The following is a 13,528-nucleotide window of genomic DNA, read 5'->3' on the forward strand; positions in this document are numbered from 1 at the left end:
GAGAAGAGACGTGGGCGCTTATATTCTGCGGCGTTTGCTGCTCATCATTCCCACTCTGTGGGCGATCATTACGATTAACTTTTTTATCGTGCAAATCGCCCCTGGTGGCCCCGTAGACCAGGCGATTGCGGCAATACAGATGGGGTACAGTAGCGGGATACCGGGCGTGGGTAACGACGCGATGGGCAGTGGCCATGCGCGAACCGGCGTAGGCGATGCCACCAGCAGCCAGTACCGGGGCGCCCGCGGTCTTGATCCGGAAGTCATCGCGGATATCGTTCATCGTTATGGGTTCGACAAGCCGCTGCACGAGCGTTATTTCAACATGCTCAGCGACTATTTACGCTTCGACTTTGGCGATAGCCTGTTTCGCAGTTCCTCTGTCATTAAACTGATTAAAGACAGCCTGCCCGTCTCCCTCTCTATCGGCCTGTGGAGCACGCTGATTATCTATCTGGTGTCGATTCCCCTTGGGATCCGCAAGGCGGTGAGCAACGGCAGCAGCTTTGATATCTGGAGCAGCATTTTCATTATTATCGGCTACGCCATTCCGGCGTTTTTGTTTGCCATCCTGCTGATTGTGCTGTTCGCCGGCGGCACCTATCTCGACTGGTTCCCGCTACGGGGACTAACGTCAGCCAATTTTGACGCCCTGCCCTGGTACAGCAAAATCACCGATTATCTGTGGCACATCGCGCTACCTGTGCTGGCGACGGTTATCGGCGGCTTCGCCACGCTGACCATGCTGACGAAAAACGCCTTTCTCGATGAGATCCGCAAGCAATACGTTGTCACCGCGCGAGCTAAAGGGTTGGATGAGAAAAAGATCCTCTATCGCCACGTCTTTCGCAACGCGATGCTGCTGGTCATTGCCGGGTTCCCGGCGACCTTTATCAGCATGTTTTTCACCGGATCATTGCTTATCGAAGTTATGTTTTCGTTAAATGGGCTGGGTCTGCTCGGCTACGAAGCCACCCTTTCGCGCGACTACCCGGTAATTTTTGGCACGCTTTACATTTTTAGTCTGATCGGCCTGCTAACCAACATCATCAGCGATGTCACCTACACGCTGGTCGATCCCCGCATTGATTTTGAGGGCCGAGGATGAGCCGACTAAGCCCGGTAAACCAGGCGCGTTGGGCGCGTTTTCATCAAAACCGTCGCGGCTACTGGTCGCTGTGGATCTTTGCCGTTATTTTTATTTTGAGCCTGGGTTCGGAGCTGATCGCCAACGACCGCCCGCTGGTGGTGCACTACGAGGGCAAACTCTGGTTCCCGTTCGTGAAAAACTACAGCGAGAGTGATTTTGGCGGCCCGCTTGCCACCCCGGCCGACTACCAGGATCCGTGGCTCACTGAACGCCTCAGTGAAAAAGGCTGGGTACTGTGGGCACCCATACGCTTTAGCAGTAGCAGCATTAACTATGCCAGCAACATACCGTTCCCTTCACCGCCGAGTGCACAAAACTGGCTGGGTACCGATGCCAACGGCAGCGATGTTTTGGCACGCATACTCTATGGCACGCGTATTTCCGTACTCTTTGGCCTGATGTTGACCATTTTCTCCAGCATGATTGGCGTGCTGGCAGGCGCGGTACAGGGCTATTACGGCGGGCGTATCGACCTGTGGGGGCAGCGTTTTATTGAGGTCTGGTCAGGTATGCCGACGCTGTTTTTAATCATCATGCTGTCGAGCGTAGTGCAGCCCGGCTTCTGGTGGCTGCTTGGCATTACCGTCTTATTCGGCTGGATGGGGCTGGTCGGCGTGGTGCGCGCGGAATTTTTGCGCACCCGCAACTTCGACTATATTCGCGCAGCAAAAGCAATGGGCGTCGGCGACTGGTCAATCATGACCCGCCATATGCTACCTAACGCCATGGTAGCCACCCTGACCTTCCTGCCCTTTATTCTGTGCGCGTCGATAACGACCTTAACCTCCCTCGATTTTCTCGGTTTTGGTCTGCCGCTAGGCTCACCTTCTCTCGGTGAGCTGGTACTGCAGGGGAAAAACAACCTGCAGGCGCCATGGTTGGGTATTTCCGCCTTTTTATCTCTGGCGATATTGCTCTCCCTGTTAATTTTTATTGGCGAAGCGGTTCGTGACGCCTTTGATCCGTCTAAGGCACACTGACCATGACGACTCCCCTACTCGCCATCAACGATCTTTCGATTGCCTTCCAGCAGGGCAAAACCCTGCATCAGGTGGTGGACTCAGTTTCTCTTCAGGTTGGTGCAGGCGAGACGCTGGCGCTGGTCGGCGAGTCCGGTTCGGGCAAGAGCGTGACGGCGCTCTCCGTGCTGCGTCTGCTGCCGTCACCGCCCGTGGTTTATCCCTCAGGAGAGATTTTGTTTCACGGCACAGACCTGCTAAACGCGCCAGAAAAAACGCTGCGCGGCGTGCGCGGCAATAAAATAGCGATGATTTTTCAGGAACCGATGGTGTCATTAAACCCGTTACACACCCTCGAAAAACAGCTGTATGAAGTGCTTTCTCTGCACCGGGGTCTGCGGTCTGAAGCCGCGCGGGCGGAGATCCTAACCTGTCTCGATCGCGTGGGGATCCGCAAACCAGCAACCCGACTTAACGACTACCCTCACCTGCTGTCTGGTGGAGAGCGTCAACGCGTGATGATTGCCATGACGCTGCTAACCCGCCCCGAACTGCTGATTGCCGATGAGCCGACAACCGCGCTGGACGTTTCCGTTCAGGCGCAGATCCTGCAGCTGCTGCAAGAGCTGAAGCAGGAGCTGAACATGGGGCTGCTGTTTATCACGCATAACCTGAGCATTGTGAAAAAGTTGGCTGATAACGTGGCGGTCATGCGCAACGGCCAGTGCGTTGAGCAGCAGCCTGCCGCCCGACTATTCAGCCATCCGCAGCATGCCTATACCCGGCAGCTGCTGAACGCAGAGCCTTCAGGGGAGCCGGTGCCGCTTCAAACGGACGTTGCTCCCTTATTGAAGGTTGAAGATTTGCAGGTGGCTTTCCCGATCCGCCGCGGGCTGCTGAAACGAACGGTAGGCCACCATTATGGCCTGAAAAAACTGAGCTTTGAGCTACGCCCGGGTGAAAGCCTTGGCCTGGTGGGGGAGTCAGGCTCGGGCAAAAGCACAACGGGCCTGGCGCTATTACGCCTTATTCACTCCACCGGAGCTATCTGGTTTGACGGGCAACCGCTGCACCAGCTTACCCGTAAACAGCTGCCACCGCTGCGCCACCGTGTCCAGGTGGTATTCCAGGATCCTAATTCTTCGCTGAACCCACGCCTCGACGTCCTGCAAATCGTTGAGGAAGGCCTGCGGGTGCATCATCCGTCGCTAAGCGCCGCCGAACGTGAGGCCAAAGTGATTCAGGCGCTTGAGGAAGTTGGGCTCGAGGCGGACATGCTGCACCGCTATCCGGCAGAGTTTTCAGGCGGCCAGCGGCAGCGCATTGCTATCGCCAGGGCATTGATTCTACAACCACAGCTCATTGTGTTGGATGAACCCACCTCCTCGCTGGACCGCTCGGTTCAGGCGCAAATTCTGGCGCTGTTAAAATCGCTGCAGGAAAAGCACCGGCTGGCGTATATCTTCATTAGCCATGATTTAAGGGTGGTAAAAGCGCTTTGCCATCAAATGGTGGTGCTGCATCAGGGTGAGGTGGTGGAACAAGGAGACTGCAGGCAGATATTTAGCGCACCGCAAAGCGACTACACGCGTCAGCTACTGGCGCTAGCCTGAGTTCAGAAAGGATTATTGCTGGAAAAAGACTCGGCAATCGCTACGCCAACGTTTTTCAGGCGGCAGGTTGCAGCCAGTTCATCCTGCAGATTAACAAACAGGCACGGCTCACCTTCACACTCGACTACCGAGCTATCGACTTCAATATCGCTTAGTGCCTGGCTCAGCGTATCCATAATCGGCCACGCTTTTTCCCCGCCAGGACTCAGCAGTTTCAGGCCAATCAGACAATCTTCGCCCTGTTGCCCGTTTTGCGGAATCGGTTCAACTTTTGAGCCTGTAAAACCCGTCAGCCAACGATAGCTCTGCGGCAGGCGGTGCACGATGGACAGTTGTATGGTATTCAATTTCATTTCCCCGGAAGTTCCAATCGGCAATATGTCTCAAACTATTTACACAAAGGTTAACACAATGTTGATAAATTGCGTTTAAACGAGTATGTAAATGGCTTACATCCATTGTAGTAATTTCAAAACTAACGCTTTATTTTTGTGCTTTAGCACGCGTTTCGGCGCTATATGTATCGCTTTCTGAGATCTAACTCAACCTTTTTAACTACAAATTTGTGACTTTTTACAGTTGAGACATTTACATATACGAAACATATATCCTGTATCAGGACGTACGTAGAGAGGATTTTAGGGCAGAAAGCGGGCGTTTCCGAGCAGAAACACCCGTTAGTTTTCAGGCTTTCACGTGGCGAGCTTTACTGGCATAGAGATAGAACAGCACGGAGGCGGCGGCGCAGAAGGCAATAGACCAGATCATCGGCCAGGCGGTGTTAAACGTCGCCACCGAGAGCAGCGCACCGGTCAACGCGCCAATGCCAAAGCGGAAGGTACCGGCAAGCGAAGAGGCCGTTCCGGCCATATGCGGGAACTCGTCCAGAATCACCGCCATGGCGTTGGAGGAGACCATCGACACGCAGCTGATGAACACCGCTACGCCAAGCACCATCGCCCAGAAGCCAAAGCCGAACTGGCTGCTAATAACCAGCCATATGGCCATCGCAAACTGAATATACAGCCCGGTGCGGAACATATTGATTGCCCCGACACGGCGCACAAAGCGGCTGTTAATCATCGTCATAAAGAACAAAAATACGACGTTCAGCGCAAAGTAGTAACCAAAGTGCTGCGGTGAAACATGGTTTAGTTCGATGTAAACAAACGGCCCGGCGCTGAGAAACGAAAACATGCCGGCAAAGCTGAAGCCGCTGGCCAGCATATAGCTGAGCACACGCTTATGGCGGAATAGCGTGGCGAAATTGCCTATCGTGGTGCGCAGATGAAATTTCTGCCGCATCTCAGGGGCCAGCGTTTCGTGAATAAAGAAGAAAATCATCGCTGACGCCAGCAGCGCGGCTGCCGCCAGAATCCAGAAGATGGCGTGCCAGCTAAACCATACCAGCACCGCTCCCCCGACCATCGGGGCCACAAGTGGTGCAATGGTCGTAATCAGCATCACGAAAGACATCATCCGCGAGAATTCTTCTTTCGGGTAAATATCGCGCATCAGGGCGTTGATCACCACGCTTGCCGCCGCAGCCGCAAGGCCATGGAGGAAACGCATCGCAATCAGCTGATCGATGGTCTGCGAAAGCGCGCAGGCGATTGCTGCCAGCGCGAACACCAGCGTGCCGCCAAGTACCACCGGCTTACGTCCCAGACTATCGGCCATCGGCCCGTAGAAGATCTGCCCGATGGCAAAACCCAAAATATAGGTACTGAGGGTCATTTGTGCGCTGCCCGCCGGGACATTAAAGCCCTGGGCAATCATCGGCAGCGCCGGTAAGTACATATCGATGGACAGCGGCATAAGCATCGCCAGCAGGCCAAGGATAACGATAATACCGACAGAAGAGTTCTGTTTACGGCTCAAAAGTCACTCCGGTGATTAGGGCATGCCAACGCTGGCAATTTCCTGTTCGGTTAACGGGCGGTACTCTCCTGGCGCCAGTTCAGGATCCAGGGCGATGTCACCAATGCGCTCACGGTGCAGGCCAACCACATGATTACCCACTGCGGCAAACATGCGTTTTACCTGATGATAGCGGCCCTCGCTGATGGTCAGACGCACTTCCGTCGGCGTAATCACCTCCAGCACGGCAGGTTTGGTGAGATCTTTCTCATTATGCAGTTGAACGCCTTTGGCGAAGTGCTCCGCCGTGCCCTCTTCAACCGGTGATTCCAGCGTAACCAGATAGGTTTTTTCACAATGATGGCGCGGGGACGTAATGCGATGCGACCACTGGCCGTCATCCGTCATCAGCACCAGGCCGGTGGTGTCAATATCCAGACGGCCTGCGGCATGGAGCTTGTGCGCCACCGGCACGTCCAGGAAGTAAAGCACCGTCGGATGATCGGGATCATCGGTCGAGCAAACGTAACCCTGCGGCTTATTGAGCATGAAATAGCGTGGGCCATTTTGCTGGGTCAGCGGGTTACCGTCGAAGGCAACCTGGTGTTCCGGCTGCAGTTTAAAAGAGGCGTCGCGCACCACTTCATCGTCAATGGTGACGCGGTTAGCGCGGATTTCACGGCCAGAAATAGCGCGGCTGATACCGAGCTGCTGAGAGATAAATTTGTCGAGTCGCATTAGTGTATTGCCTGTTTCATGAAGGTGCCGACAAGCGAGCGTGCGGCAGGGGCTGAAGCCCACATTCAGGTGGAAATTGGTTTGCCTGATAATTAGTTTGCCAGTATAGCGACATCAAAAACTCTCTCAAGGTAAAACCGTGCTTTATGGCATAATCGTTGCAGTCATTTGATAACAAGGTTGAAAAACCGCCCGGCCATGTCTTTTACTCTTCGTCCTTACCAGCAAGAAGCGGTGGATGCCACCCTCAACTACTTCCGCAAGCACTCTGAACCTGCCGTCATCGTGTTGCCTACCGGCGCGGGCAAAAGCCTGGTGATTGCGGAGCTTGCAAAAGTGGCGCGCGGGCGCGTGTTGGTGCTGGCCCATGTGAAAGAGCTTGTGGCGCAAAATCATGCGAAATATGTCGCACTCGGGCTGGAAGCGGATATTTTCGCCGCCGGTCTGCAGCGTAAAGAAAGTCAGGGAAAAGTGGTTTTTGGCAGCGTTCAATCCGTTGCCCGCAACCTTGAGCATTTTCACGGTGAATTCTCCCTGCTGATTGTCGATGAATGCCACCGCATCGGCGACAGCGATGATAGCCAGTATCAGCAAATTCTGACGCATTTGCGTAAGAACAATCCCAGACTGCGGTTGCTGGGATTAACGGCAACGCCCTATCGGCTCGGCAAAGGCTGGATTTATCAGTTTCATTATCACGGCATGGTTCGCGGCGATGAAAAAGCGCTGTTCCGCGACTGCATTTACGAGCTGCCGCTGCGCTACATGATCAAGCATGGCTACCTGACCCCGCCGGAAAGACTGGATATGCCGGTGGTACAATATGATTTCAGCCGCCTGCAGGCACAGCCTAACGGGTTGTTCAGCGAAGCCGACCTGAATCGCGAACTGAAGCAGCAAAAACGCATTACGCCGCATATCATCAGCCAGATTGTAGAATTCGCCGCCGAGCGTAAGGGCGCGATGATCTTCGCCGCGACGGTTGAGCATGCCAAAGAGGTTACCGCCCTGCTGCCTTCCAGCGATGCGGCTCTGATTACCGCCGACACACCGGGCCCTGTGCGCGACACGCTTATCGAAGCCTTTAAGAATCAGCAGTTCCGTTTTCTGGTCAACGTTGCGGTACTGACCACCGGCTTTGACGCCCCGCACGTCGACCTGATAGCCATCCTGCGCCCTACCGAGTCAGTTAGCCTTTACCAACAAATCGTTGGCCGAGGCCTGCGCCTGTCTCCGGGCAAAAAAGATTGCCTGATCCTCGACTATGCCGGTAACCCACACGACCTGTTCACGCCGGAAGTCGGCCATGCCAAAGGCAAGAGCGACAACGTGCCGGTGCAGGTCTTTTGCCCGTCCTGTGGCTTCGCTAACACGTTCTGGGGGAAAACCACCGCGGACGGCACCGTCATTGAACATTTTGGCCGCCGCTGCCAGGGCTGGTTTGAAGATGATGACGGCCTGCGCGAACAGTGCGACTACCGATTCCGCTTCAAAAACTGCCCCAACTGCAATGCGGAAAATGATATCGCCGCCCGCCGCTGCCATCAGTGTGACCACGTACTGGTCGACCCGGACGATATGCTAAAGGCCGCGCTGAAGCTAAAAGATGCGCTGGTGCTACGCTGCAGCGGCATGGCGCTACAGCACGGTGGAGACGCAAAAGGCGACTGGCTAAAAATCACCTATTACGATGAAGATGGAGCGGATGTCAGTGAGCGCTTCCGTCTCCAGACCCCGGCTCAACGTATGGCCTTCGAACAGTTATTTATCCGCCCACACTCCCGCGCGCCGGGCGTGCCGCTGCGCTGGATAACCGTAGCGGATGTTGTGGCCCAACAGCCGCTGCTGCGTCATCCCGATTTTGTGGTCGCGAGGAAAAACGGTCAGTTCTGGAACGTGCGTGAAAAGGTTTTCGACTATCAGGGACGTTTCCGTCGGGCCAATGAATTGCGCGGCTAAGCGGTACTTTTCATTGCCGACAGAGTCAGATATGGCTATAATGCCGCCCGCTTTTGCATCCGCAAAGCAGAAAACTTTACCTGCTGCTGGGTCGCCTGTAGCAGGCTTATTTAAAGAGAAACAGTCAATGTTTACTATCAATGCAGTAGAACGTAAAGAGCAGGGCAAGGGTGCGAGCCGCCGCCTGCGTGCAGCAAACAAATTCCCGGCTATCGTTTATGGTGGCGCGGAAGCTCCTGTTTCCATCGAGCTGGATCACGACTCCGTAATGAACCAGCAGGCTAAGCCTGGTTTCTACGAAGAAGTACTGACCCTGTCTATCGACGGTAAAGAAGTAAAAGTGAAAGTTCAGGCTGTTCAGCGTCACCCGTTCAAGCCAAAACTGACTCACATCGACTTCGTTCGCGCTTAATCGCGAGTTAAGTTCGAAAAAAAACCCGCTTCGGCGGGTTTTTTTGTATCTTGAGTGACGGATTATTTGATTAAGGTCTGGCACCCAGAGATGAGCGACATGTTTAAACCAACCCCACGCACGTCCGTTGAAAAAGCGACGCCCCAAACGCTTCAGACGATACAAAGCTATCACGCTCATATCTATTTTGATGGTCCGCAGCAACGGCTTGCGGCAGAAACACTACGCGAAGAAATCGCTTTGCGCTTTTCCGTTCTGCTTGGCCGCTGGCACGATGTTCTGGTCGGCCCTCATGCCATGCCTATGTACCAGGTGGCGTTTATGCCCGATGAGTTTGCACGCTTTGTACCGTGGCTGATGTTAAACCGCCGCGGCCTGACGGTGCTGCTTCATCCCAATAGTGGCCAGCCGAGAGCTGACCATACTGAGCATGCCGTGTGGATGGGTCAAAAGCTCGATATCATCAACTTACAGCGCCTACCCGAGCATGAAGAACCGGAGCCACCGCTGACGCCTAACACGTCGCCTTCAGTGGCTCCATAACGAGAGGCTCGGGCGTTTATTTACCGGAAGTGCGGCGTTGGAGCTGATCGCGCAGGTTCGGCGGCGTGCCTTTAATCGTCAGGGTATCGGTCGCCGGATCCCAGAAGATACGCTCGCCCAGCAGCATGGCGTCGAAGTTAATCGTCAGCCCGCCGCCGCTACCGGCGTACTTCGTAAGCTGACGCAGCGTACCGCGATCCGCCGGGAAGCTCTCTTCCAGCTCATAGCCTTTTTCAGCGGTAAACTGCTGGAAGTTCTTGTCATCCACCGCCCACGGCAGCTCATCGGCCAGAGAAGAAAGCGCGATCTCTTCTCCCGCCTGAAGCTGTTCGTTGCAATAGGCATAAACCTGCTGGCGAGCTGCCTGCCGTTCATTTTTGTCCAGTTGAGCTTCATTGGTGAAGTCGTCCAGCGCCTGCAGCAGGCCTTTGTTCTGCGCTTTGGCGTTAAGCCCTTCGCTTGCGCCGAGGAAGTCCATAAAGAAGTCGGCCACTTTGCGCCCCACCCTGCCCTTCAGGAAGGTCAGGTAACGGGTTGATTCTGGATTGGTTTCCCATTCGGTTAAGTCGATACGCGCCACGATATCCGCATGGTTGATGTCGAGATAATGCGTCGCGCTGATATCCAGCTCTTCGTTGACGCGCATGCTGCTCAGATTATTCAGTACCGCGACCAGCAAATATTCCACCGCCAGGTAACGATAGTGACAAAACAGCACAATGCCGCCATCAGCAAACGGATACTTTGCAAGTTCATCGCGCAGGCGGCCGGTCGCGGCCCGGCTGAAGGCAAGAAAATCTTCATCGCCGTTACGCTGTAAACGCAGCGCTTCCGCCAGTTCGCTCTCTTCGCTGAACAGGCCATAGGCTTTATTTTTGGCGCTGTACACACGGTGTAACTCCGCCATCATCTCTTCGACGGCACCGTCTGTTGCCAGCAGCGTGTCGCGCAGCACGACGTCCAGCGTCTGCTCATCGCGCTTAATCAGTTGATGCAGGGCAATCTGGTTGATATCCAGACTCATGTTAAACTCTCCTTTATGACCGGGCGGTATTCAACCACTGCCGCTGCCGGGACGCAAGTCGTGATAAAAAAGCGGAAAAATCGTCCCTGCTACGGTAAGATAATGCCCTTTCCCGAATACAAATGATTTTTAATTTATGCCACAAACATCCCGCTACAGTGACGAACAAGTTGAAGCGATGCTGACCGAACTGGCAGCCGTGCTGGAAAAACACCACGCGCCTACCGATCTTTCCCTGATGGTATTGGGAAATATGGTCACCAATCTGATAAATACCAGCGTGGCGTCCGCTCAGCGTCGTCCTTTGGCTCGCTCCTTTGCTGAGGCGCTTCAAGCTTCGGTGAGCGAAGATAAAGCCCACTAAGGAACTATCGTAACAAGTTATGGTGACTAACCGTCAGCGCTACCGCGAAAAAGTTTCCCAGATGGTCAGTTGGGGACACTGGTTCGCCCTGTTTAATATCCTGCTGGCCATGCTGCTGGGTAGCCGCTATCTGTTTATTGCCGACTGGCCAACGACGCTCACAGGGCGGATTTATTCGTACCTGAGCGTTGTTGGGCACTTTAGTTTTTTGGTGTTTGCCACCTATTTACTGATTATCTTTCCGCTAACGTTTATCGTGATGTCGCAGCGCCTGCTGCGCTTTATCACCGCCGCCTTAGCCACGGCGGGCATGACACTACTATTGATAGACAGCGAAGTTTTCACGCGCTTCCACCTCCACCTTAACCCAACCGTTTGGGAGCTGGTGATTAACCCCGATCAGGGGGAGATGGCCCGCGACTGGCAGTTGATGTTTATCAGTGCGCCGGTGATCCTGCTGATTGAGATGCTGTTCGCGACCTGGAGCTGGCAAAAGCTGCGCAGCCTTGGGCGTCGTCGTAAATATGCACGTCCATTAGTGATTTTATTCTTCATCTCATTCTTTAGCAGCCACCTGATGTACATCTGGGCGGATGCTAACTTTTATCGCCCGATTACCATGCAGCGGGCTAACCTCCCGCTCTCCTACCCAATGACGGCGCGGCGTTTTCTTGAAAAACACGGCCTGCTGGATGCGCAGGAGTACCAGCGCCGCCTTGTTGAGCAAGGTAACCCGGAAGCGCTGGCGGTCCAGTATCCGCTGAGTAACCTGCAATTCCGCGATATGGGCATCGGTAATAATGTTCTGCTGATCACCGTTGATGGCCTAAACGCCGGCAGCGTGAGCAAAGATATGCCGGCGCTGAATGAATTTGCGGCCAGTAATATCCGCTTTACTCAGCACATGAGTTCCGGAAATAACACCGACAGCGGTATCTTTGGCCTGTTCTACGGTATTTCTCCGGCCTACATGGACGGCGTGCTTTCGAGCCGAACCCCTGCGGCACTGATTACCGGCCTGAACCAGCAGGGTTATCAGCTTGGCCTGTTTGCCTCTGACGGCTTTAACTCGGCAATGTATCGCCAGGCGCTGCTCTCTGACTTCTCGCTGCGTCCGGCAAAAAACCAAACCGACAGCCAGACAGCGATGCAGTGGATTAACTGGCTTAACCAGTACGCTTCTGACGACAACCGCTGGTTCTCATGGGTGGCATTTAACGGCACCAGCATTGACGACAACAGCAACCAACAGGCCTTCGAGCGCCGATATTCGCGTGCGGCGGGCAGCGTTGACGACCAAATCAAGCGCGTGCTGGATGCGCTACAGGAAGCTGGAAAACTGCAAAATACCGTGGTCATTATTACCGCTGGCCACGGCATTCCGCTCGGCGATGAGCGCGACGCTTTCGCCTGGTCACGTTCGCGCATTCAGGTTCCGCTTGTTATTCACTGGCCGGGTACGCCTGCCCAGAGTATCAGCAAGCTTACCGACCACCAGGATGTGATGACGACCCTGATGCAGCGCCTGCTGCACGTTAAAACGCCGGCTAATGAGTATTCACAGGGTGAAGACCTGTTTGCCGCCACCCGTCGCAACAACTGGGTGATTGGCGCAGACAACAATACTCTTGCCGTGACGACCCCGGAAATGACGCTGGTGCTGAGCAACAGCGGCAATTACCGGATGTACAATCTCAAAGGGCAAAGAATCGAAGAGACCAAGCCGCAGCTTGATTTACTGCTGCAGGTTCTGACCGACGAGAAGCGCTTCATCGCTAACTAATTGTTTACTTATAAGACAGTTAGCGCATGGTTCCCTTGCAATCAAATCGGAAAAATGTAGTATTGGTCTTCTGCGTCGGCACGTAGCGCAGCCTGGTAGCGCACCGTCATGGGGTGTCGGGGGTCGGAGGTTCAAATCCTCTCGTGCCGACCAACTAAACATTGAAAACCAGCCTCTTACGGCTGGTTTTTTTGTGCCTTCATTTCCACTCTGTCATCCTGGCGGAGGTATCAGGGCAAGCGCTTATTTGATCAAAAACTTAAGTCGATAAAGGGTCTCTTTAAGGCTTTTCTTTTCGTAGCGTTTAAACAGATCGAACCAGCGACTTTTCCCCAGATAATTCAGCTTAATCAGATCGGGGCGGAAGTGATAGCACATCAGGAATATCCCCTGATCGTCATCGACAATGTTATTATCCAGCGTCAGCTTCTGGCAACGGCACATCAGCGGGTAAAACTCCTGCCACTTTGCTTTCGATCCCACCAACGCACCGCCGATAACAAAGACGTGGTTGCCAATCATATAATCAAATACCGAGTTAACAGACTTCGCCTTTAACCCTTTCTTGATGGTGAAGAAATGCATCTTGTTTTTATCAAAAGGCCAGGACCAGCGCTGAATGCCGTTGGTGGTCTCGGGGGTTCGGCAATAGCCAAAATCCACCCACGCCACGAGTTCGTCTTTCACAAGACCGAGGTCGATCGCTTTTTTGACAAAGAAGGCTTTTAAATTGCAGACCAGCACATATTCAGGAGACCAGTATTCTGGATTGATTAGCTGCCGCGTCTCCAGCCGGGAACGGAAAGCTTCATCCTGTTGGATGCGGGCAATCCGTTTTTTAATGTGGGCAAACTTCTTGTTCACATCTATCACAATCACCGTTGTCGGCCTGTTCCCTCGAAGGGCCTCTACTTTCGGCTTCATATCGCTGCTGGTAAATACCACCATGTTGTTATCCAGCTGCGCCAGGTTAGCAAAGTAGTTCAGATAGCGGTCCGTGGTACGTTCAAGATGAGGGGAAAACCCCTTATCGGCGGTCCACTGGCCCCTTCCGATATCAAAAAAAGCGGTCACGATTGTAATTGAAGAGTTCATAGCATCCATAACAGAGGTCATCGGCATC

At 54.0% G+C, this 13,528-nt stretch carries 13 protein-coding genes and 1 tRNA gene; 9 read left to right on the forward strand and 5 right to left on the reverse strand.

Annotated elements, in window-relative coordinates; all coding sequences use genetic code 11:
* The first annotated feature begins 10 nt into the window (after positions 1–10).
* The 3 genes from VGM55_RS20470 to yejF are packed head-to-tail and all read left to right on the forward strand — an operon-like array spanning position 11 to position 3,722.
* On the forward strand, positions 11–1,108 hold the full coding sequence (locus VGM55_RS20470) for a microcin C ABC transporter permease YejB (RefSeq protein WP_331636490.1): 1,098 nt from the start codon (positions 11–13) through the stop codon (positions 1,106–1,108).
* Positions 1,105–2,130 carry a microcin C ABC transporter permease gene (locus VGM55_RS20475; protein ID WP_331636491.1) on the forward strand — a complete coding sequence of 342 codons (1,026 nt, stop codon included), beginning with the start codon at positions 1,105–1,107 and terminating at the stop codon, positions 2,128–2,130. Before VGM55_RS20470 ends, VGM55_RS20475 begins: the two co-directional genes overlap by 4 nt.
* Positions 2,131–2,132: 2 nt before the next feature.
* Positions 2,133–3,722 carry a microcin C ABC transporter ATP-binding protein YejF gene (gene yejF, locus VGM55_RS20480; RefSeq protein WP_331636492.1) on the forward strand — a complete coding sequence of 530 codons (1,590 nt, stop codon included), beginning with the start codon at positions 2,133–2,135 and terminating at the stop codon, positions 3,720–3,722.
* Between the two features lie 2 nt (positions 3,723–3,724).
* On the opposite strand, the gene VGM55_RS20485 is transcribed toward yejF, so the two are convergent.
* From VGM55_RS20485 to rsuA, 3 genes are all read right to left on the reverse strand, one after another.
* Positions 3,725–4,069 (reverse strand): YejG family protein, encoded by a 345-nt coding sequence (locus VGM55_RS20485; protein ID WP_154188079.1) that lies wholly within the window; start codon positions 4,067–4,069, stop codon positions 3,725–3,727.
* Positions 4,070–4,406: 337 nt separating this feature from the next.
* Positions 4,407–5,603: a Bcr/CflA family multidrug efflux MFS transporter gene (locus tag VGM55_RS20490; RefSeq protein ID WP_154188080.1), complete on the reverse strand. Its 1,197-nt coding sequence runs from the start codon at positions 5,601–5,603 to the stop codon at positions 4,407–4,409.
* A gap of 15 nt (positions 5,604–5,618) precedes the next feature.
* Positions 5,619–6,320 carry a 16S rRNA pseudouridine(516) synthase RsuA gene (gene rsuA / locus VGM55_RS20495; RefSeq protein WP_154188081.1) on the reverse strand — a complete coding sequence of 234 codons (702 nt, stop codon included), beginning with the start codon at positions 6,318–6,320 and terminating at the stop codon, positions 5,619–5,621.
* A gap of 198 nt (positions 6,321–6,518) precedes the next feature.
* Here rsuA and VGM55_RS20500 point away from each other — a divergent pair, with 198 nt between their 5' ends.
* The 3 genes from VGM55_RS20500 to VGM55_RS20510 all read left to right on the forward strand — a co-directional run bounded on the left by VGM55_RS20500 (position 6,519) and on the right by VGM55_RS20510 (position 9,234).
* Positions 6,519–8,279: a DEAD/DEAH box helicase gene (locus VGM55_RS20500; protein WP_154188082.1), complete on the forward strand. Its 1,761-nt coding sequence runs from the start codon at positions 6,519–6,521 to the stop codon at positions 8,277–8,279.
* Between the two features lie 127 nt (positions 8,280–8,406).
* Positions 8,407–8,691 (forward strand): 50S ribosomal protein L25, encoded by a 285-nt coding sequence (gene rplY, locus VGM55_RS20505; protein WP_038480998.1) that lies wholly within the window; start codon positions 8,407–8,409, stop codon positions 8,689–8,691.
* A gap of 90 nt (positions 8,692–8,781) precedes the next feature.
* Positions 8,782–9,234 (forward strand): DOPA 4,5-dioxygenase family protein, encoded by a 453-nt coding sequence (locus VGM55_RS20510; RefSeq protein ID WP_154188083.1) that lies wholly within the window; start codon positions 8,782–8,784, stop codon positions 9,232–9,234.
* A gap of 16 nt (positions 9,235–9,250) precedes the next feature.
* On the opposite strand, the gene yejK is transcribed toward VGM55_RS20510, so the two are convergent.
* Positions 9,251–10,258, reverse strand: coding sequence for a nucleoid-associated protein YejK (gene yejK, locus VGM55_RS20515; protein ID WP_154188084.1), 1,008 nt, complete (start codon positions 10,256–10,258; stop codon positions 9,251–9,253).
* Between the two features lie 136 nt (positions 10,259–10,394).
* On the opposite strand from yejK, the gene VGM55_RS20520 reads away from it, so the two are divergent.
* The 3 genes from VGM55_RS20520 (at position 10,395) to VGM55_RS20530 (ending at position 12,558) form a co-directional block, all read left to right on the forward strand.
* Positions 10,395–10,622 (forward strand): YejL family protein, encoded by a 228-nt coding sequence (locus VGM55_RS20520; protein ID WP_154188085.1) that lies wholly within the window; start codon positions 10,395–10,397, stop codon positions 10,620–10,622.
* A 19-nt stretch (positions 10,623–10,641) separates the two neighbouring features.
* A complete protein-coding gene (gene yejM / locus VGM55_RS20525) occupies positions 10,642–12,405 on the forward strand; it encodes an LPS biosynthesis-modulating metalloenzyme YejM (protein ID WP_154188086.1) in 1,764 nt (587 codons plus the stop codon).
* A gap of 76 nt (positions 12,406–12,481) precedes the next feature.
* Positions 12,482–12,558: transfer RNA gene (locus VGM55_RS20530), tRNA-Pro, on the forward strand.
* Between the two features lie 90 nt (positions 12,559–12,648).
* On the opposite strand, the gene yibB is transcribed toward VGM55_RS20530, so the two are convergent.
* Positions 12,649–13,500 carry a protein YibB gene (yibB, locus tag VGM55_RS20535; RefSeq protein ID WP_154188087.1) on the reverse strand — a complete coding sequence of 284 codons (852 nt, stop codon included), beginning with the start codon at positions 13,498–13,500 and terminating at the stop codon, positions 12,649–12,651.
* Positions 13,501–13,528 lie beyond the last annotated feature (28 nt).

This window comes from Cedecea sp. (genome assembly GCF_036500665.1).
Classification (GTDB): Bacteria; Pseudomonadota; Gammaproteobacteria; order Enterobacterales; family Enterobacteriaceae; genus Cedecea.